The organism is Streptomyces sp. STAM6, assembly GCF_054963715.1.
Genome location: NZ_JBUEFZ010000038.1, coordinates 18,456 through 35,953 on the forward strand (window position 1 = coordinate 18,456; position 17,498 = coordinate 35,953).

Below are 17,498 nucleotides of genomic sequence, written 5' to 3' on the forward strand. Positions count from 1 at the left end.
GATCACTTGGTGACCTTCACCGGCTTCATCCAAGCCAGGTCGTAGTAGGTGACTTTCCCTTTGGCCTCGCGGACGTGCCGCTGCGAGAAGCGCGGGTACTCGTTGGAGACGACGCGTATCTGGATCTCCTCGACCGCATTGCCCCAGCGGGTTCGCGCCTCCGCGGTCGCGAGGGCCCGGGCGAAGCGCGTGGCGTTCTCGTAGGCGCTCTTCTCGGCCGAGCTGAGCGGCGGGTCCGCCGTGTCCGGCTTGCCCTTGGCAGGACCGCCCGGCTGCTCGCCGTCCTTCTGGTCACGGAGTTTCTGCAGCAGGGGGTCGGGCCACGATTCGAGCTGGGCCTTCACTCCGGTGGGCAGGCGGTCGACCCGGGACGGCCACATCCGCTGGCTGTGGACCTTGGTGACGTGCGGTGTCGTGACATCGACCCATTCGGTGACCCGGACGCCCCCCTCGGCCCGGATCCTGGAACGCACGAGGATTCCCGAGTCCGTGTCGACCGGGTCCGGGGCGAAGAGATGCCAGTCCTGGCTGAAGTGCGGCGACATGTAGCCGATGACCACTTCATCGAGATCTTTTTTGACGGGATTGAATGGAGTGTTGTAGAGCGCGGTCATGACGAAGTGAAATGCCAGTACCGCAGAGATCCCCGCACCGGCCAGCACAACGGGTATTCGGCGCGATCCGCGCCAGGCCTGCAAAGGCCGGGGGTCACTCATTTCTTCCAATTCCGTTCGTCCTCAGGTCTTTGAATGCCGCCGGTGCGGGGGCGCTCACGCACCCCCGCACCGGCCCTGCGCGATTAGTCGAACGCGCGGTCGAGGTCGATCTCGACGTCATTCGTCACGGGCGCTCCACCCCGCATGAAGTAGCCCTTCGGCGCCTTGCCGAAGTTCTTCTTCGCGTGCGCCGTCGCAACCTCGTAAGCGGCGCTGCCGATGAAGGAGCCCGCGGCCTTCTTCATGATCGAGCCCCATGCCGCGCGGGGGGCGGCCGCCACCTTCTGGTCCGGGCCCGCCGCAGCGGCCTGGAAAGCGACGGCAGTCGTCTCCTCGGCCGGAGTGACGGAATTCTTTGCCGAGGCGTTCGTGGCCACGGCCACGGTGGCGACGGCGGCGACGACACCCGCCGCGACAAAAGACTTGGTTCGCTTCATTCTATTTTCCCCATGCTTCGACACTGCGGTCCGTGAACGCAGTGAGAGTTTTTCACCCACATCTTGCTGGGCGATGAATAGAAAGATACAGGCCGGTCGGGATTTCGCCAGTCCGCACTCTGAGACGCGCATCACGCCGGCTCCCGCCGGTATTCAGGCATGCGGAAAGGACCTCACCCGCGGCGAAAACGGCGGAAGAGGCTCATGAAATCAACGGCGAGCAGCGGAAAACACAACGCTTTTCCGGGCCCCGGGGCGGAATGAAAGCGGAAGACCTCGCCGGCCCTCGGTGCCGGTGCCGGCGACCCGTGGGCCGACGACACCGGTGTGGCGCGGTCCGCGCGTCCGGTGTGGGTCATGACATCGGCGGCTCGTGCTGCCGCACGAGGCGGAGCGGTTCGGCGTGCCGGACCCGGTCAGCGAGGTCCGGGGCCCCCGGAACCCGGGCGACGGCCGGAAGGCCCCCGGCTCAGGCGAACACGGACGACCGTGAGTCCTTCGGAGCGCTCGCCCCGGCGGCCGGATCGGCCGTTCCCGGGGAGCGCCACGGCACGACTGAGCAAATGGACTGGGCCAACGTCCCGGGACGGGCGGAAGCGCCTCGCGCGGCCGGGGCCGGGCAGGCGGAAACGGTCGCCGTGGCGACGCGGATGTACTGGTGGTTCAACTGAACGTTCCCTGTCACAAAGGCAGGGGGCAGCCTTGTGTTCGGCTGTACGTGAGTACGCGTGGTCAGCGCGCACAATTCCCCGTTGCGGCTTGCAGAGCGTCGTTGGTCTGGCGACGCCTGCAGCACGTTACCCCAGCCACCCACGCGGTGATCAACAGTTGACCGCTGTGCGCTCCGTCACCCGGCCACGCCAAGTCGGTCCCGGCGCACCCCGCTTGAGGAGCGGTCACCGCAGGTGGGGGCGCGAGACCGGGTCGACGGAGCACTGACCGATCACGTGTATGGTCTCGACTCGGACGCCGTCTGACGGAGCTGTGCCGACTCGGCCACGCGGGCTCGTCGCCCCCTCGCGGCCCAGACGCTGTCGCCCCGCGCAACAGACGCGGCGCAGATACGAGAACACCTTGAGGCGGAGAGATTCATGGCGGAAGTCCGTACCGAAGAGCGCCGGTCATCACGTGCTCCCCTGCGGCTCGGTGGGCTTGTGGGGGTGGCCTGGTTCACGTTCCTGACGTTCTCGGACCCGGACCGGCCGCTCTGGCTCCGGGTCGGCTACGCCCTCACCGCTCTCGCCTTCGCGGCGGGGACGACCGCCGAACTCGTGACGGCCGCAAAGCACCGGTCGCGGGCGAAGAAGCGCGACTGACCACGACATCGCCCTCCCCCGCACGGCGGAGAACTCCGGGCGCGGCGCCCTCCCGGCGGACGATGTGCGCATGGGGCTCGCATTGAGATCGTTCTCCCGCGACCCGACGCAAAGGAGAGCACCATGAAGGTCGGCATGATGGCCAGCCACTATCCGCACCCCGCCCACCGCGAGGAGTTCATCTCCCGGGTCCATCGAGTCGCGGAGGAGTTCCGGCGCACACCGGGGTGCCTGTCGGCCGACTGCTGGCTGTCCGGCGACGGCGAAGCGGTGGTGTCGATCGTGCAGTGGGAATCCGAGGACGCCCTCGCCGCGTCGCTGGCCGCGATGATGGACGCCGATGTCGACGTGGCCTACGACGAACGCGAGTCACGTCCCCGTGAGATCGTCCGGCTCGTGGCCGCCTGACCCGGCCCACCCGCCTCGCGGCACGCCCCGGCCGCGCGGGGAAAACGGCGGAGGGCCAGCAGGGCCGACCGCTGGGATGTGCGGATGCGACGTGACCAGTCGCGGACCGTGGACCGTGGGCGCTACGAACGCGTCGTGACACCCTGGGAGTCGGAGGCGTGGCGGACGGCCGCCCTCGGATGGATCGAGGAGGTCCTGGCGGCGCGCGGGCTGCGCGGCACGGGGCCGCGGCACGCGCGGCTGCGGCCGTGGTCCCCGCTGGTACGGACGCCCGTCGACGAGCACGACGCCGTGTGGTTCAGGGCCGGCCCTCCGGCCAGCGCCTTCGGGGGGCGGCTCCCGGCGGCGGCGCGCCGGGTGCCCGATCAGATGGTGCGACCGCTCGCGGTCGACCCCGGCCGGCCGCTCCGGTGGCCGCCCCGCTGAACGCATTCCGGGGCCGGTGGACTTCGGGCCGCCGTCAGCCGGTGACCAGTTCGCCCACCAGCCTGGTCGCCACGGGTACCGGGACGTCGTGACGGGCCGCCGCGCGGAGGAGCGCGCCGCCGATCGCGTCCAGTTCCAGCGGGCGGGCGGCCTCCGCGTCGCGCTGCATGGACGACTTGGCGGCGGGCGGGAACGCGTCGAACATCGCGAGTACACCGGCGGGTTCGGTGGGGGCGCCGCAGGCCGTGGCGACCGCCGCCGTCTCCGCGGCGAGCGCGCGCAGTTCGTCCCGCCGTCCGGCCCGCACCTCGCCGATGGTGAGGCGGTACCGGGTGGTGAGCAGCGCGAAGGGGGCGAGGAAGACGAGCTTGGCCCACAGCAGCGCGGTCTCGTCCCCGGCGGCCCGGGCCCGCACACCGGCCGCGGCGAACATCGCTACCAGCGGGGCGAGCCGGTCCGGCGGGCCGGCCAGGTCGATCTCGGTGAACGGGCCGGCGTGCTCGACGACTCCCGGCGCGACGCGGGTCGACTCCACCCGGATGACGCCCGGTGCGACCCGCTGGGAGCCATAGCGTTCGCGCAGCGCGTCGGGGTGCTCGATGCCGTTGAGCAGTGGCACCACGAGCGCGTCGCCCAGGACGCCGGGTGGCACGCGCTCCAGCGCCGTGGGGAGGGCGGTGTGCTTCACGGTGACGAGACACACGTCGACCGGCTCGCGGAGCTCGGTGTCCGCCTCGACCCGGGCGGTGAAGTCACCGAACTGGGCACTGCGCACGCGGATGCCGTCCCGGCGCAGGGCCCGGGCGGTCGCGTCGCCCGCGACGCAGATCACCCGGTGTCCTGCCCGGGACAGCAGGGCCGCGAGCAGGCCGCCGACGCCTCCTGGGCCGAGGACCGCCACGGTCCGGGGCGGAGTGGCGAGGACGCCGGAGCAGTCCTGCCGGGCGGCCGGGCTCAGCAGCGGGCCGAGGCGGGTGAACAGCGCGTGGAGGCCTGGTCCGCAGGTGCGCCTGAACTCCGGGTCGACGCGTGCGATGTCGAGTTCGTTGGCTGCGGTCAGTTCGGCGATGTCCCGTCGCGCACGCAGGCCGGGGGTGAGGGCGCGGCCGGTGAACCGGTCGCGGAAGGACGCGTCGGGGTCGGCGAGCGCGGGGTAGGCGGTGGTCCTGTCGAGGCTCGCGTACAGATGGACGACGGCCTCGGCCTCGGCGCCGATCGCCGCCGCCAGTTCGTCGCGGCGGCCGAGGGGCAGCAGGGCGGTGGGGAAGCCGTCGGTGCCGTAGAAGGCGTGGCTCAGTCCGGCGAGTCGCAGGGCCGGCCGGGCGCCCCACGCGGCGAGCTGCTGCTGTACGCGCCGCAGATGCGCGAGCAGGGTGCCCCCGGGGTGGTCGAGTTCCTCCGCGCCGAGTTCGCGCAGGAGCGCGACGACCCGGGCAGTGGCGTCGGTGTCGGTGTCGGAGTCGGTGGCCATGACAGGCTCGGGGAGCATGGCGGTCTCGGTGATCACGGGGGTCTCGGCGTCGGTGGCGCCGGGCACTTCGGACACGGGCTGGTCTCCCTTTCGGCACACGGCGGGTCGGCACCCGCCCGCGCCTCGCGAAGACGCGGGCGGGTTGCCGCCCTGGGGCCCTGCGGGTGATCTTCGATCACGCCCGCATTCAAGTCAATCCTCAGATTTCCTTGCCAACACCCAAGCGCTACCTTGGGGTTCATGACACTTGACGATCTCCGTGTGTTCGTGGCGGTCTGCAGGGCCGGGAGCCTGAGCGCCGTCGCCCGGGAGCTCGCGTGCACCCAGTCCGCGGTGAGCCAGCATGTGAAGCGGCTGGAGCGGGAGACCGGTGTGACGCTGCTGGAGCGCCGCCCGCGCGGTGTCGTACCCACGTCGGCGGGGCGCATCCTGTACGCGGCCGCCGCGGACGGCATGGCCGGGCTCGATCTCGCACTGCGCCGCTTGCAGGACGTGGTGCGCGGTGAGGCCGGTTCGGTCCGGGTCACGACGGGCGGCACGACGGTGCGGCATTTCATGGCGGAGGCCGTCGTGGCCTTCCGGACGCGCTACCCGGACGTGAGCCTGGAGTTCCGGACGGCGAGTTCGAGCCGCAGTTGTTTCGACGCGCTCGCCGCCAACGACCTCGATCTCGCGTGGATCACCATCGGCGAGCCGGTGCGCGGCATCGAGCAGCGTCCCGTCGTCGAACTGCCCTGGGTGCTGGCCGTCCGGGCCGACGACCCGCTCGCCGGCCGGGACCGTGTCGAGGCGGCCGAGCTCGCGGGGATCCGGCACATCCGGCTGCCGGAGAACTCCGCCTCGCGGGCCCATCTGGACGCGGCGTGGGCGGCGTTGGGGATCCAGGTCGACTCCGACACCGGCGTCGCCGACTGGGACACCGCCGTTCTGCTGGCCGAACTGGGGCTGGGCCAGGCCGTCGTGCCGTCACCGCCGGGCGGTTACGTCGCCGCTGCTGACCGGAGCGTGGCGTTCGTGCCCATCCCGGATCTGCCCGCGCTGGCGGTGGGCTGGGCGGTGCGCCGCTGGGACGCCCTCACCCCGCCGGCCCGCACGTTCGCCGACACCGTCAGCCTGCACTGCGCGGGGCGGCGGCCACGGCCGGCAGACTGAGGGATGTGTCAGGGCTTGTCGACGCCGACGAGTTCGAGTTCGCCCGTGCCGCCCTTGACCGTTTCCGCGCGGATGAGGCCGATGCCCTTGGCGTAGTACTTGTGCTCGGCCACGTCCGGTTCGAGCGGGGTGTCGTCCTCGGTCTTGAGGACACCGGTGAAGGAGCCGTAGGGCACGGTGACCTTCTCGGTCGTGCTCAGCACCTCGCCCCGGTCCTCCGCGACCCCCTCGTCGTACTCCTGCCGGTAGGTGTCGCCCACCTGGGGGTTCGCCTTCATCGCGATTCCGGGCTCGGCTCCGTCCTTGCCCGCCTCCCAGGAGCCCTCGGTACTGACCACCTTGCCGTTCTCGAGTTCCCTGCTGTCCTCCCCGAAGTACCAGACGTTGCCCTGCCGGTCCTGGGCGAACCAGTCGTAGGTGTCCTCGACGACCTGGCCGTTCTCGGTGACGGTGTCCCGTACGACGGTCGTCCGCACACCGAGGATCTCCTTGGTGCGGCGGGTCACCTCGACGACGACGCCCTCCTCGCCGTCCTCGGTGGTCCCTTCGTAACGGAACCTGGTGCCGGGGACGAGCGGCATGTACGGGTTGTCGATCCGGGTGACGAAGTCGGCCGGGTTCACGGCCGTGCCCGTCGGCGAGGGCGCCGCGGCGGGTGCCGCACGGCCGGCGGACGCGCGGTCGGCACCACAGCCGGCGGTCGTGCCCGCGAGGAGCAGCGCCACGGCCGCGAGCGGGACGCCGCGGCGTCCGGGTGTCCGCATCACGGTTCCTCCGGGGTCAGGGCCGGGCCTGGGAGATGTTGACCATCCAGGCGATGCCGAACCTGTCCACGCACATCCCGAACTCGTCGCCCCACATCTGGGTCTCCAGCGGCACGGTCACGGTGCCGCCGTCGCACAGGCGCTCCCAGTAGCCGCGCAGGGCACCGGCGTCGTCGCCGCTGACGCTGACCGCGATGTTGTTGCCGGGGTTGTGGTCCGACCCGGGCGGGGTGTCGGCACCCATGAGCGTGAAACCGTCGTCCGTCTCCAGCATGCCGTGCATGATCTTGTCGCCGGCGCCGGGAGGCGGGCCGCCTTCCCCGCCTCCGATGTCGGCGTAGGTGTTGAGGTCGAGGTTTCCGCCGAAGACGCTCCGGTAGAACTCCATGGCCTGGCGCGCGTTGCCGTCGAAGCTGATGTACGGGTTGAGACGAGAAGCCATGACATGCCCCTTTCGTGACGGGTAAATCCTCGCAGAGCTGGGGCGGACCGCAACGCCGGTGCGGCAGTCGTGGGCGGGCCCCTCGGCGCACCGGGGTCCGACTCTCGGCCATGGGTGGCTGATTTGTTGTGCACGGACCGGTGCGCGGGGAGGTGCGGGCCGGTACGGTCCGCACCATGGACGACTTCGCGTTGCCCACCGGCACCGACTCGTGTACACCGCCCGACCCGTTCGTGCAGCGCCGGTTGGCCGCCTACGACGCGGCCGCCGACGCCGGCATCTCCTGGGCCCTCAGCGAGCGGCCGCCACTCCAGGCCGAGGTGCGGATCGCCCGGGAACTGCACCAGGACATCCAGGCGGCACAAGCCGCTTGGCGTGTCCCGGCCGCGCCCGGCGACCACGCGCCGCCGCTGGTACGGCAGTTGCACAGCCTGCTCCGCATCAGCCATCTGATACCGGCCCTCATCGACACGGACGGCGGCCAGGAACTCGACGCCGATCTGGTCCAGGCGCTGCGCACGGCGGCGCTGATGTGCAGTGGCTTCGGCCGGCCGCTGTCCGAACTGGAGGCCTCGGCCCCCGAGGACGAGGCCGCCACCGACTCCCTGCGGGCCGCGTCGCGGCACGCCCTGACCGCCCTGCTGGTGCTCGACAAACAACTGCTGGCCAAGATCGCCCACCGGGGAGGCCCCTGCTGACCGGCCGCCGGGTGCGGGCCGCACACCGGCGGAGTCCGCGACGGGCCGGGAGCGGTTGCGTACGCTGGGAACGAGGCGTCCCGGCACCGCGAGACGCCCCGCACCGGCTCGGGAGGCACGCCATGGCCCGCGCTCAGCGCTTCCACCTCGACCAGGAGGGGCATTCCATCACCGTCCAGCTCGGCCGGCCCGCGAGCGGGATCGAGGTCCTGGTGGACGGCAAGGTGGTCGCCTACCGGCACGGGCCCGCCAAGGGGGTGACGGCGCTGGACGCGGAGCTGCCCGGCGATCCGCCACGGCCCGTCCGCGTCCTGGTCGAGGACATGGGCGGGGTCCCGTTCTGCGCCGTGGAGACGGGGGGCGCCCGCTATCTGATGCCACAGGTGCCGCTGGCGGGTACCGGCGAGCCGCCGCGGTACCGCACGTCGTCACGGCTGCTGCGGAGGCGTCTGCGCAGGCTGCGCAGGGCCGTGCACCGGCTCCGTACGGAGCGCCACCACCCGACCTGAGGCCGGCCCGACGGGCTCACACCGCGGGGCCGGCCAGGTGCCGCCCGGGCCGGTGGCGGATACGGGCGGCCAGCACGGCGACGTCGTCCTCGGCCCGCTCGGCGTCCAGCCGCTCCAGGACCTCGTCGAGCAGCTCCCGTACGCCCGCGCCGGGCGTCAGGCGCAGCCCGGCGAGCCGCGCCAGGGAGGTGTCGATGTCCTCGTCGCGGCGTTCCACCAGGCCGTCGGTGAACAGCAGCAGGGTCTCCTCGGGGGCGAGGGTGCGGGTCATCGGCTCGTAGCCGCCCACACCGGTGCCGAGCGGGGGACCGACGGGCAGGTCGAGCAGTTGGCCCGGGCCGTCGTCGGTGAAGACGGCGGGAGGCAGGTGCCCGGCGGCGGCGAAGGCGGCGACACCACGCGCCGGGTCGACCCGGACGAGCAGGCAGGTGGCCGGGCGGCGGTTGCCGTCCTCGGCGACGGCGGCGTCGAGCTGGCGCAGCACCCGGTGCGGCGGCAGGTCGGTGGAGGCCACGTAGCGGAGCATGGACCGGTAGGCGTTCATGTCGACGGCGGCGTCGAGGCCGTGTCCCATGACGTCACCCATGACGAGCAGGGTGCGTCCGTAGTGCAGCCGCACGGTCTCGAACCAGTCGCCTCCCACCAGGCTGCCGCCGCCGGCGGGCAGATAGCGGGTGGCCAGGTCCAGGTTGGGGTGGGGGCGGCCGGGTTCGGCGAGCAGCGCCCGCTGCAGGTTGAGCGCGGTGCGGCGGGTGGCGTCATGGACCCCGGCGTGGCCGAGGTGCACGGCGGCGAGCCGGGCCGCGTGACGCAGGACGGCCGCCTCGGGGCCGGTGAAGGGGCTGCCCGTACGGACGGCGCGCACTTGTCCGTACCTCAGGCCGTGGGCGAGCAGTGGCACGGTCACGGTGCCGCCGCCGGACGGCGGCATGTCGAGCAGGTCGCCCCGTCCGGCGGTGGCGGCCCGGGTGACCTGCGGCGGTGGTCCGGGCGTCGGCCCGCCACGTACCGCGCCGCCCGCGCCCCGTCCCGCACGGCCAGGTCCCGCCCCGACCCGTCCCGCGCCACCCGGCTCCGCGCCGCCCGCGTCCCCGGGCCCGGACACCTCCGCGCCGCCCGGCTCCGCGCCGCCCGCGTCCCCGGGCCCGGAGCCGGACACCTCCGCGCCGCCCGCCCGGGTGGCCCCGGGCAGCAGGTCGACCGCCACCGCGTCGCACCGCAGCTCGCGCAGCGCGTAGCCGGCCAGCTCGGCGCAGGTGGTCCGCTCGTCGAGGGTGGTGCCGATGGTCTCCACGGCGCGCTCCAGCGCCGCCGCCAGGCCTCCGCCCGCTGGGGCGGGGCCGTCGCCGCCGTGCACGGGCTCCCTGTGCCGGCTCACCGGTGCCACCGCGCCGTGTCAGCCGTCGGCCGACTCGGCCTCGTGGATCGCCCAGGCGGCGTTCACCAGTCCGATGTGGCTGAAGGCCTGCGGGAAGTTGCCGAGCAGTTCGCCGGATTCGGGGTCGACCTCCTCGGCGAGAAGGCCGACGTCGTTGGCACAGCGGGCGGCGCGCTCGAAGACCTCGCGGGCGGCGCGGGTGTCGCCCGCGAGGGCGAGGGCGTGGGCCAGCCAGAAGGTGCACAGCAGGAAGCTGCCCTCGTGGCCGGCCAGACCGTCGTCGCTGCCGGCCGGATAGCGGTGGACGAGCCCGTCACGGCCCGTGAGCCCGGCGCGTACCGCGTCGATCGTCGCGCGCATGCGCGGCTCGTCGGCGGGGGCGAACCCCACGATCGGCATCATCAGCACCGACGCGTCGAGAGTGTCGGAGCCGAACGCCTGGGTGTAGGCGCCGGCGGTGCCGCTCCAGCCCCGCTCCTCGATCGCGTCGCGGATCCGGTCCCGGGCCTGGGCCCATCGCGGGACCCGGTCGGCGGCGCCGAGGTCGTCGGCGAGGGCCAGGGCACGGTCGACGGCGAGCCAGCACATGAGCTTGGAGTAGACGAAGTGCCGTGGTTCGCCGCGCACTTCCCAGATCCCGCTGTCGCGTTCCCGCCAGTGCGCGGCGGCCGCGTCGGCGCAGTCGGCCAGGAACCGGCGGGTGGGGGTGTCGAGCCCGCCGAGCTGCTCGCGGAGCCGGTACGCGGCGTCGAGCAGCTCGCCGTACACGTCGAGCTGGCGCTGGCGCCAGGCGTCGTTGCCGACGCGGACCGGCCGGCTGCCGCGCCATCCGGGCAGGTGGGACAGGACGCGTTCGGTGAGGTCCCGTTCGCCGTGGATGCCGAACATGATCTGCATGGACGCGTCGTGCCGGGGGTCGCCGGCGGCGGCCTGGGCCATCCAGCCGAAGAACGCCTCGGCCTCGTCGGGACAGGCCGCCACCCACAGCGCGTCCAGGGTGAAGGACGCGTCACGCACCCAGGCGTAGCGGTAGTCCCAGTTCCGTTCACCGCCGACGGTCTCGGGGAGGGAGGTGGTGGGGGCGGCGACGATGGCGCCGGTCGGCTGGAAGGTGAGGCCCTGCAGCACCCGGCCGCTGTGGCGGACCTGTTCGGCCCAGGGGCCCCGGTAGTTTTGGTGGAGCCGCGACCAGGAGCGCCACCCGTGGAGGGTGTCCTCCAGATGGGTGAGGATCACCTCCCGGTCCGGCAGTGCCGGTCTGCCACCGGCCGGGGCGTGCTGGAGGGCGAAGGCCGTTCGCTCGCCGGCCCGCAGCCGGATCCGGCCGCGGGCCAGATCGGTGATCTCCAGCGGCACGGCGGTGGACAGGGCGAGCGTGTCGGGGCCGCCGTGGCACCGGAGCCCGCCGTCGACGGGGATGAGCAGCGGCCTGATCAGGCCGTACTCGGGCCGGGGGGCGAACTCGACGGACAGCTCCGCCGTCCCCGCCACGCACTCGGCGACGCGCAGCAGCAGGTGCGGGGCGCGCCGGCCGAGCTCGTGGCCCCGCTCGTCGAGGCCGGTGGCGAGGGCGTCGGTGAGAGTGACCGTGCCGGTGCCGGTGCGGAACTCGGTGCGCAGGACGAGGGTGCTGTCGAGATAGCTCCGCCGCGCCGTGTACGCGCCGGCCGGCCGGATCGACCAGTGGCCCGCCTCCGCCCCGAGCAGCCGTCCGAAGACGGCGCGGGCGTCGTAGTGGGGGAAGCAGAGCCAGTCGACGGAGCCGTCCGGACCGACCAGCGCGGCGGTCTGGCAGTCGGAGAGCAGGGCGTAGTCCGAGATCGGACGGTCGCTCGTGCCGGTCACCCCTTCATCGTCCCCCGATCCACCGGCCGCCGCCCGGTCGCGGAGCCCGGCGCCCGGGGCGCGCACCGGAACCGGGGGCACACCGGCACGCAGGGGTGTCAGGGCGTGTTGCGGAAGTGGCGTCGTCCGCCCGGAGGGGCGGGGCCGGGGGCGTCCGGTGCGTGCGAGCGCAAGGCGGAGGGTGGGGGTACCTCCCGCGCCGCCAGGCGCAGGGGGAGAGAGCGCGGCGGGCTGCGCCGACGACCGACAGCGCCGCGAGCGAGCGTGACAGACGCCGCCGCCCGGCGGGACTTACGAAACCCGCCCTAGAAGCGGGGGTGGGCCCCGCCCTAGAAGCGGGCGTGGGCCGTGATGTCCGCGTCGAACTGCTCGATCATCGCCGGGGTGACGGTCGGCCGGCACTGGGCGACGGCCGCGAGGTAGTCCTCGGTGCTCGCGCCGGCCGCCCGGTCGCCGCCGCCGACGCGTCCCAGGTCGCGCTCGAAGGCGCTCTGGGCGGCGATGCGGGCGGCATGTTCGATGTCGGCGGGGGTGAACAGGTCGCTCGCCGCGACCAGGACGTCGACGTCGACGTCGCCGCGGCCGTCGGTGTAGCGGGACCAGATGGCGGCTCTCGCCGCCTTGTCGGGGGTGCCGATCGGGATGAGGTAGTCGAACCTGCCGGGGCGCAGGAACGCCGGGTCCAGGGAACGGACGGAGTTGGTGGCGCACACCAGGAGCCGCTCGTCGCCCTCGCGGAAGCGGGGTATCAGCTTGAGCAGTTCGTTGGTGACGCCGTGCATCCCGCCGGGCTGGGCGGGCTCGCCGCGCACCGGGGCGATCTCCTCGACCTCGTCGATGAAGACGAGCACCCGCTCGAGCTCCGAGATGCGGGCGAAGGCGCTGCGCAGCGCCGCCGCCAGATTGCCCTCGTCGGCCAGCCGGGAGGGCAGCAGTTCGACGAAGGGCCAGCCGAGGGTGGAGGCGATGCCCCGGGCGAAGGTCGTCTTGCCGGTGCCCGGCGGGCCGAACAGGGTGATGGCCCGCGGGGGCCGTACGCCGTGCCGGGCGGCGCGCTCCGGCTCGGCGAGCGGCAGGACGATCCGCCGCTCGATGAGGTCCTTCTCGGCCTCCATACCGGCCACCTTGGCCCACAGGTCGGAGGGCAGGAACCGGCCGCCGAGGTCCTCCAGCAGATTGGCCGCCGGTCCGTGCAGCGGCTCGACCTTCTCGAAGTAGGCGACGGCGGGGCGGCGGGTGTAGCCGGCGTTGAGCAGGCCTTCGCCGTGCAGTTCCTCCTCGGGCAGCACATAGGCGATGCGCCCGACGCGCGCGGCGACCAGCCGGCGCTCCAGCTCCACCAGCAGGGCGCTGGCCAGACCCCGGCCGCGCCAGGCCGGGGAGATGGCGATCCGCATCACCCAGGCGCGCTCACCGGCGACGCAGGCGAGCGCCGCGCCGATGGGGACGCCCTGGTGGACGGCGACGACGGCGGGCTGGCGGGAGGTGAGCGCGCCGATGCACTCGGCGAGCGAGAACACCGATTCCTGGCCGAGCTCGGCCGTCGTGTCGATCAGATGGACGACCGCCGCGAGATCACTCTCCCGGTAGTCGTGGATGAGCCAGTTCACCAGTGCGTACCGCCCCTCGTTCCTCGTGTTCCGGCGAGGCTAGGGGCGCCGGAGCACCGGATTCCTGTTCCACCCCGCACAATCCGTGACGGTCGACACGACGTTTCGTCGTATGTACGTACGCTGGTCATACGCACTGTCGACGAACGAACGGGGAAGAAGGAAAGCCTGGAACCCAGAGGGACAGCCGGGACGGTGGTGACACGGTGAGTGAACGGACGGCCGGTGACGAGACGACCCATCGGGCGACCGGTGAGCTGCTGGAAGGGCTGACCGTCGACCGCGGACGGCCCGAGCAGCCCGTGCTCCTGGACGAGGCGGGCAACTCGATTCAGACGTGGCGGGAGAACTACCCCTACGACCGCAAGGTGCGGCGCACCACGTACGAGTGGCACAAGCGGGTGCTCCAGATCGAGCTGCTGAAGCTGCAGCGCTGGGTCAAGGACACCGGGCAGCGGCTGATCGTGGTGTGCGAGGGCCGGGACGCGGCCGGCAAGGGCGGCACGATCCAGCGTTTCACCGAGCGGCTCAACCCCCGTGGCGCGCGGGTGGTGGCGCTGGAGAAGCCCACCGAGCGGGAGGCGAGCCAGTGGTACTTCCAGCGGTACGTGGCGCATCTGCCGGCGGCCGGTGAGATCGTCTTCTTCGACCGGTCCTGGTACAACCGGGCCGGTGTGGAGCGCGTCATGGGCTTCTGCACACAGGAGGAGTACGAACTGTTCCTGCGCCAGTGCCCGGCGTTCGAGCGGATGATCGTCGAGGACGGCATCCTGCTGGTGAAGTTCTGGTTCTCGGTGTCCCGGGCCGAGCAGCGCACCCGGTTCGCCATCCGCCAGGTCGATCCCGTGCGGCAGTGGAAGCTGTCGGCGACGGACCTCGCGTCGCTGGACCGCTGGGACGACTACACCACGGCGAAGGTCGACATGTTCCGGGCCACGGACACCGAGGTCGCGCCGTGGACCGTGGTGAAGAGCAACGACAAGCGGCGCGGCCGGCTGGAGGCCATGCGCAGCCTGCTGTCGCGGTTCGACTACGCCAGCAAGGACACGGAGGCGGTCGGAGAGCCGGATCCGCTGATCGTGGGCGCGGCCGACACCCTGCTGGAGGCGGGCGAGGAGAGCACGGCGGTGCTCTCGCCCACACCGCTGACCCAACGCGGCGGCGGCCCGGGCGACCATCCGGCGCCCGCGCGCTGACCGGGTGTCGTTCCCGCCGCGTGGGTACTCGCGGCGGCAGAAGGGAGTGGCGCGAGAGGGAAAAGGCGCGGAGGTGAGCCCGTGACAGCGACAGCTCAGACGGTGCGGATCGAGGCCGACGGCGTCACGCTGACCGGGGACCTGACGGTGCCGGCCGCGGCGCGCGGGGTGGTGTGCTTCGCGCACGGCAGTGGCAGTTCGCGGCACAGCCCGCGCAACCGCGCGGTGGCCGGGTCCCTGCAGCGGGCCGGTCTGGCCACCCTGCTCATGGACCTGCTGACCGAGGAGGAGGAGCGGCTGGACACCGTCACCGCCGAGCTCCGCTTCGACGTGCCGCTGCTGGCGCGTCGGGTGACGGCAGCCGTCGATCAGCTGGGGCTGATGGCGGAGACCCGGGGCCTTCCGGTGGGGCTGTTCGGGGCGAGCACCGGTGCGGCGGCCGCGCTGGCGGCGGCCGCCGAGCGGCCCGATCCGGTCCGGGCCGTGGTGTCGCGCGGTGGCCGTCCCGACCTGGCGGGTGAGGCCCTCGACCGGGTACGGGCGCCGGTGCTGCTGGTGGTCGGCGGGAACGACCAGGCGGTGATGGGGCTGAACGAGGAAGCGGCCGGCCGGCTGCCGGGCCGGTGCACGCTGCTCGTCGTCCCCGGCGCGACGCACCTGTTCGAGGAGCCCGGCGCGCTGGAGCAGGTGGCCCGGGCCGCCCGGGACTGGTTCCTGCACATGAGCGCGGAGGATTGAGGCGACCACCATGCGTTTCCGTGACCGTGTCGAGGCTGGGCGCGAGCTGGCCGCCCTCCTGGTCGACCTGCGGCGCGACGGGCGGCTCGACCGTCCGCTCGTCCTGGCCCTGCCGCGCGGCGGGGTTCCGGTGGGCAACGAGATCGCGAAGGCACTGCACGCTCCGCTGGACGTGCTGGTCGCCCGCAAGATCGGCGCGCCGTTCAACCCCGAGCTGGGCATCGGCGCCATCGCCGGCGACGGCCCGCCGCTGTACGACGAACGGGCGCTGAGCGTGCTGGATCTGACGGCGGACCGGCTGGGTCCCCAGGTGGCGCGGGAACGGGCCGAGCTGCACCGCCGCGAGGAGCTCTACCGGGGCGGCCGCCCGCCCCCCGACCTGGAGGGCCGGACCGCCGTGCTCGTCGACGACGGCCTGGCGACCGGTGTCACCGCCCGCGCCGCGCTGCGCGCCCTGCGCGGCATGGCGCCGGCCCGCGTGGTGCTCGCGGTGCCGGTCTCCTCGGTGGAGGCGGCCATGGCGCTCTCCGCGGAAACGGACGACTTCGTGTGTCTGTACCAGCCGATGCCGTTCGAGGCGGTGGGCCTCTGGTACGACGACTTCGACCAGGTGAGCGACGACGAGGTGATCCGGATCCTGCGCGCGGCGCACGCCACGCGCTGACGGCCCGGCTCAGGCCCCGCCGTCGAGCGCGGGGATGGGGGTGAGCGGGCGGCGCAGGACGGACTCCACCTCGTCACGGGTGGGCGGCTCGCTGCCGGCGAGGCCGCGCAGGGTGAGGCCGTTCATCGCGACGGCGGCGGCCCGGGCGGTGAGCGCGTCGACGTACGGCGGCAGGGCCTCGACGCTCAGCTCGAGGTACCGGTCGGCGACGGGCCGCAGCGCGGGGCGGCGCAGGGCGGCCACGTACAGCTCGAACTCCATGACCTGCTGGTCACGTGCGGGGCCGAAGCACGCGATCAGCGCGTCGGCGAGGAGGACGACGAGCTGGTCCGGGGTGAGGCGGGGCCGCTGGGCGCCCCAGTCGCGCAGGGAGGCGCCGTAGCGGTCGGCCGAGCGCCGGAGGGCGACCTGGATGAGGTCGTCCTTGGTGGCGAAGTGGTACGTCGGCGCCCCGAGCGGCACCCCGGCCGTCACGCTCCCTCCTGCCGGGCAGTCCGAGCGGACCGCGCCGGACCGGCTCGGCCCGGCGGTTCAGGCGGTCCGCTGTATCGGCCGGTGGCGCCGGCCGCCGGCCGGACCGGTGCCGTCGGGCAGGAGCGACCACCACCACGAGACGCAGGGGATGTCGAGTGGCTCCCGGCTGTCATCGGTGGGCCGGTCGCTGAACACCGAGGGGATCGGGGCGGGGTCGTCCGGGGTGGTGTAGCGGATCGAGCTGACGCCCCAGTCCTGGGCGCCGCGGATGAAGTGCGCGAGGCTCGCCAGGTATTGGCGCAGCTGCGGGCTGCCCTGGTCGGAGAGGTACGCGGTCAGCCGCATGAACAGGCACATCACCCGGTCCCGCTGGGCGATCGCGGTCGTCAGCGCATGCGCGGGGCCGAGGTGGTGGTGCTCCTCCAGCACGCGCAGGACGTTGAGGTAGTAGCCCGTCCCGCTCTTCTCCTTGTGGTACGAGAAGATGTCGTTGTCCCAGGTGATGATGAACGACGCCATTTCGGCCGCCGCGCGCACGGCCGTACGGTCCCGCTCGTGCGGCTGGAGTTCGTAGCCGTAGCCCATTTCGAGCAGCGGCAGCACCACCGACGTGGCCCCGTCGTACAGGCGCATCAGGGTGTAGTCGTTCAGGTCGGGCACGGTGCCGGCGCGGCGGTGGGACGCTTCCCACACCACGGAGAAGAAGTACTCCCGCAGTGCGTCCACCCAGCGGGCCGTCTGGCCCGAGGTGCCGTACCGGCTGACCCGGAGCCGCAGGTCGCGCACGCCCGCGGCCAGTGGGTCGTTCTGCAGCATGGGGACGTCCGGGTTCTGCGCCACCCGCAGCAGCCGGTGCAGCAGGCCCGCCAGATCGCCGGGGCGGTGGCCGAGTTCGCCCTCCTCGCAGTGGCCGTCGTCGACGCCGAAGAGCCAGAGCACGAAATCGGCCAGGAGGGAGACGACTTCGTCCCGTCCCTCGGGGAGGATGCGCGCCGAGAAGGTACCGATGTCCTGGCGCACGAGTCGGGCACGCAGCTCGTCGGACCCGATGCGAAACGTTTCTGCCCATGCGGCCGTCTGCACGTCAATCTGTGCGTGCCGCGGATGGATCGCCGGGGGGATGGGGGAGAAGATCGGCGGAACGACGAGCCCGGGGCCCACTGCGCCCTCCTTCTGGTCACGGGTGCGGCATGTCCACTGTCGGCACGTCACATGCGCCACGTGCACCTCACAGTGATCAACTATTGCGCATAG

General features: G+C 72.8%; 19 protein-coding genes and 1 pseudogene. 9 read left to right on the forward strand and 11 right to left on the reverse strand.

Translation table 11 applies throughout. The features are described 5' to 3' along the window. Positions 1-2: 2 nt before the first annotated feature. Both ACY34K_RS29320 and ACY34K_RS29325 read right to left on the reverse strand, forming a co-directional pair. Positions 3-662 (reverse strand): DUF5819 family protein, encoded by a 660-nt coding sequence (locus ACY34K_RS29320; RefSeq protein WP_462752458.1) that lies wholly within the window; start codon positions 660-662, stop codon positions 3-5. Between the two features lie 137 nt (positions 663-799). Further along, positions 800-1,285, reverse strand: coding sequence for a hypothetical protein (locus tag ACY34K_RS29325; RefSeq protein ID WP_462752460.1), 486 nt, complete (start codon positions 1,283-1,285; stop codon positions 800-802). A 1,028-nt stretch (positions 1,286-2,313) separates the two neighbouring features. Between ACY34K_RS29325 and ACY34K_RS29330 the strand changes: the two genes are divergently transcribed. The 3 genes from ACY34K_RS29330 to ACY34K_RS29340 all read left to right on the forward strand — a co-directional run bounded on the left by ACY34K_RS29330 (position 2,314) and on the right by ACY34K_RS29340 (position 3,303). Beyond that, positions 2,314-2,469, forward strand: coding sequence for a hypothetical protein (locus tag ACY34K_RS29330; RefSeq protein ID WP_462752462.1), 156 nt, complete (start codon positions 2,314-2,316; stop codon positions 2,467-2,469). Positions 2,470-2,592: 123 nt separating this feature from the next. Next, positions 2,593-2,877, forward strand: a complete 285-nt coding sequence (locus ACY34K_RS29335) for an antibiotic biosynthesis monooxygenase (RefSeq protein ID WP_462752464.1) — start codon at positions 2,593-2,595, stop codon at positions 2,875-2,877. Between the two features lie 84 nt (positions 2,878-2,961). Continuing rightward, the gene (locus tag ACY34K_RS29340; protein WP_462752466.1) at positions 2,962-3,303 is read left to right on the forward strand and encodes a hypothetical protein; all 342 of its coding nucleotides are present in this window, start codon (positions 2,962-2,964) and stop codon (positions 3,301-3,303) included. Between the two features lie 34 nt (positions 3,304-3,337). On the opposite strand, the gene ACY34K_RS29345 is transcribed toward ACY34K_RS29340, so the two are convergent. Next, complete coding sequence (locus ACY34K_RS29345; RefSeq protein WP_462752517.1) at positions 3,338-4,261, reverse strand: ketopantoate reductase family protein; 924 nt, start codon at positions 4,259-4,261, stop codon at positions 3,338-3,340. Positions 4,262-4,528: 267 nt separating this feature from the next. Beyond that, a pseudogene (locus ACY34K_RS29350) lies at positions 4,529-4,792 on the reverse strand (DUF6817 domain-containing protein); the annotation flags it as partial. 222 nt (positions 4,793-5,014) lie between these two features. Here ACY34K_RS29350 and ACY34K_RS29355 point away from each other — a divergent pair. Then, positions 5,015-5,926, forward strand: a complete 912-nt coding sequence (locus ACY34K_RS29355) for a LysR family transcriptional regulator (RefSeq protein ID WP_462752468.1) — start codon at positions 5,015-5,017, stop codon at positions 5,924-5,926. 8 nt (positions 5,927-5,934) lie between these two features. Here ACY34K_RS29355 and ACY34K_RS29360 read toward each other — a convergent pair whose 3' ends face one another. Together ACY34K_RS29360 and ACY34K_RS29365 are read right to left on the reverse strand one after the other, a co-directional pair. Further along, the gene (locus ACY34K_RS29360; RefSeq protein WP_462752470.1) at positions 5,935-6,690 is read right to left on the reverse strand and encodes a hypothetical protein; all 756 of its coding nucleotides are present in this window, start codon (positions 6,688-6,690) and stop codon (positions 5,935-5,937) included. 16 nt (positions 6,691-6,706) lie between these two features. Continuing rightward, positions 6,707-7,132, reverse strand: coding sequence for a VOC family protein (locus tag ACY34K_RS29365; RefSeq protein WP_462752472.1), 426 nt, complete (start codon positions 7,130-7,132; stop codon positions 6,707-6,709). A 176-nt stretch (positions 7,133-7,308) separates the two neighbouring features. Between ACY34K_RS29365 and ACY34K_RS29370 the strand changes: the two genes are divergently transcribed. Both ACY34K_RS29370 and ACY34K_RS29375 read left to right on the forward strand, forming a co-directional pair. Continuing rightward, positions 7,309-7,830 carry a hypothetical protein gene (locus ACY34K_RS29370; protein ID WP_462752474.1) on the forward strand — a complete coding sequence of 174 codons (522 nt, stop codon included), beginning with the start codon at positions 7,309-7,311 and terminating at the stop codon, positions 7,828-7,830. A gap of 122 nt (positions 7,831-7,952) precedes the next feature. Then, the gene (locus ACY34K_RS29375; protein WP_462752476.1) at positions 7,953-8,339 is read left to right on the forward strand and encodes a hypothetical protein; all 387 of its coding nucleotides are present in this window, start codon (positions 7,953-7,955) and stop codon (positions 8,337-8,339) included. A gap of 16 nt (positions 8,340-8,355) precedes the next feature. Here ACY34K_RS29375 and ACY34K_RS29380 read toward each other — a convergent pair whose 3' ends face one another. The 3 genes from ACY34K_RS29380 to ACY34K_RS29390 all read right to left on the reverse strand — a co-directional run bounded on the left by ACY34K_RS29380 (position 8,356) and on the right by ACY34K_RS29390 (position 13,172). Beyond that, complete coding sequence (locus ACY34K_RS29380) at positions 8,356-9,717, reverse strand: PP2C family protein-serine/threonine phosphatase (RefSeq protein ID WP_462752478.1); 1,362 nt, start codon at positions 9,715-9,717, stop codon at positions 8,356-8,358. Positions 9,718-9,735: 18 nt separating this feature from the next. Next, positions 9,736-11,562 carry a glycoside hydrolase family 15 protein gene (locus ACY34K_RS29385; RefSeq protein ID WP_462752480.1) on the reverse strand — a complete coding sequence of 609 codons (1,827 nt, stop codon included), beginning with the start codon at positions 11,560-11,562 and terminating at the stop codon, positions 9,736-9,738. Positions 11,563-11,891: 329 nt separating this feature from the next. Continuing rightward, positions 11,892-13,172 (reverse strand): ATP-binding protein, encoded by a 1,281-nt coding sequence (locus ACY34K_RS29390; protein WP_462752482.1) that lies wholly within the window; start codon positions 13,170-13,172, stop codon positions 11,892-11,894. Between the two features lie 206 nt (positions 13,173-13,378). Between ACY34K_RS29390 and ppk2 the strand changes: the two genes are divergently transcribed. The 3 genes from ppk2 (at position 13,379) to ACY34K_RS29405 (ending at position 15,770) form a co-directional block, all read left to right on the forward strand. After that, positions 13,379-14,368: a polyphosphate kinase 2 gene (gene ppk2 / locus ACY34K_RS29395; protein ID WP_462752484.1), complete on the forward strand. Its 990-nt coding sequence runs from the start codon at positions 13,379-13,381 to the stop codon at positions 14,366-14,368. A gap of 81 nt (positions 14,369-14,449) precedes the next feature. Next, positions 14,450-15,106 carry a dienelactone hydrolase family protein gene (locus tag ACY34K_RS29400; protein ID WP_462752486.1) on the forward strand — a complete coding sequence of 219 codons (657 nt, stop codon included), beginning with the start codon at positions 14,450-14,452 and terminating at the stop codon, positions 15,104-15,106. Between the two features lie 10 nt (positions 15,107-15,116). After that, positions 15,117-15,770 (forward strand): phosphoribosyltransferase, encoded by a 654-nt coding sequence (locus ACY34K_RS29405; protein WP_462752488.1) that lies wholly within the window; start codon positions 15,117-15,119, stop codon positions 15,768-15,770. Between the two features lie 9 nt (positions 15,771-15,779). Here the strand turns inward: ACY34K_RS29405 and ACY34K_RS29410 are convergent, their stop codons facing one another. Beyond that, complete coding sequence (locus ACY34K_RS29410) at positions 15,780-16,244, reverse strand: TetR/AcrR family transcriptional regulator (protein ID WP_462752490.1); 465 nt, start codon at positions 16,242-16,244, stop codon at positions 15,780-15,782. Positions 16,245-16,301: 57 nt separating this feature from the next. Then, on the reverse strand, positions 16,302-17,405 hold the full coding sequence (locus ACY34K_RS29415) for a selina-4(15),7(11)-diene synthase (RefSeq protein WP_462752492.1): 1,104 nt from the start codon (positions 17,403-17,405) through the stop codon (positions 16,302-16,304). Between the last annotated feature and the right edge of the window lie 93 nt (positions 17,406-17,498).

Coding starts and splice junctions, on each gene's coding strand:
- ACY34K_RS29335 (WP_462752464.1), top strand. CDS start 2,593: ATGAAGGTCGGCATGATGGCCAGCCACTATCCGCACCCCGCCCACCGC.
- ACY34K_RS29355 (WP_462752468.1), top strand. CDS start 5,015: ATGACACTTGACGATCTCCGTGTGTTCGTGGCGGTCTGCAGGGCCGGG.
- ACY34K_RS29340 (WP_462752466.1), top strand. CDS start 2,962: ATGCGACGTGACCAGTCGCGGACCGTGGACCGTGGGCGCTACGAACGC.
- ACY34K_RS29370 (WP_462752474.1), top strand. CDS start 7,309: ATGGACGACTTCGCGTTGCCCACCGGCACCGACTCGTGTACACCGCCC.
- ACY34K_RS29365 (WP_462752472.1), bottom strand. CDS start 7,132: ATGGCTTCTCGTCTCAACCCGTACATCAGCTTCGACGGCAACGCGCGC.
- ACY34K_RS29375 (WP_462752476.1), top strand. CDS start 7,953: ATGGCCCGCGCTCAGCGCTTCCACCTCGACCAGGAGGGGCATTCCATC.
- ACY34K_RS29360 (WP_462752470.1), bottom strand. CDS start 6,690: ATGCGGACACCCGGACGCCGCGGCGTCCCGCTCGCGGCCGTGGCGCTG.
- ACY34K_RS29325 (WP_462752460.1), bottom strand. CDS start 1,285: ATGCGCGTCTCAGAGTGCGGACTGGCGAAATCCCGACCGGCCTGTATC.
- ACY34K_RS29405 (WP_462752488.1), top strand. CDS start 15,117: ATGCGTTTCCGTGACCGTGTCGAGGCTGGGCGCGAGCTGGCCGCCCTC.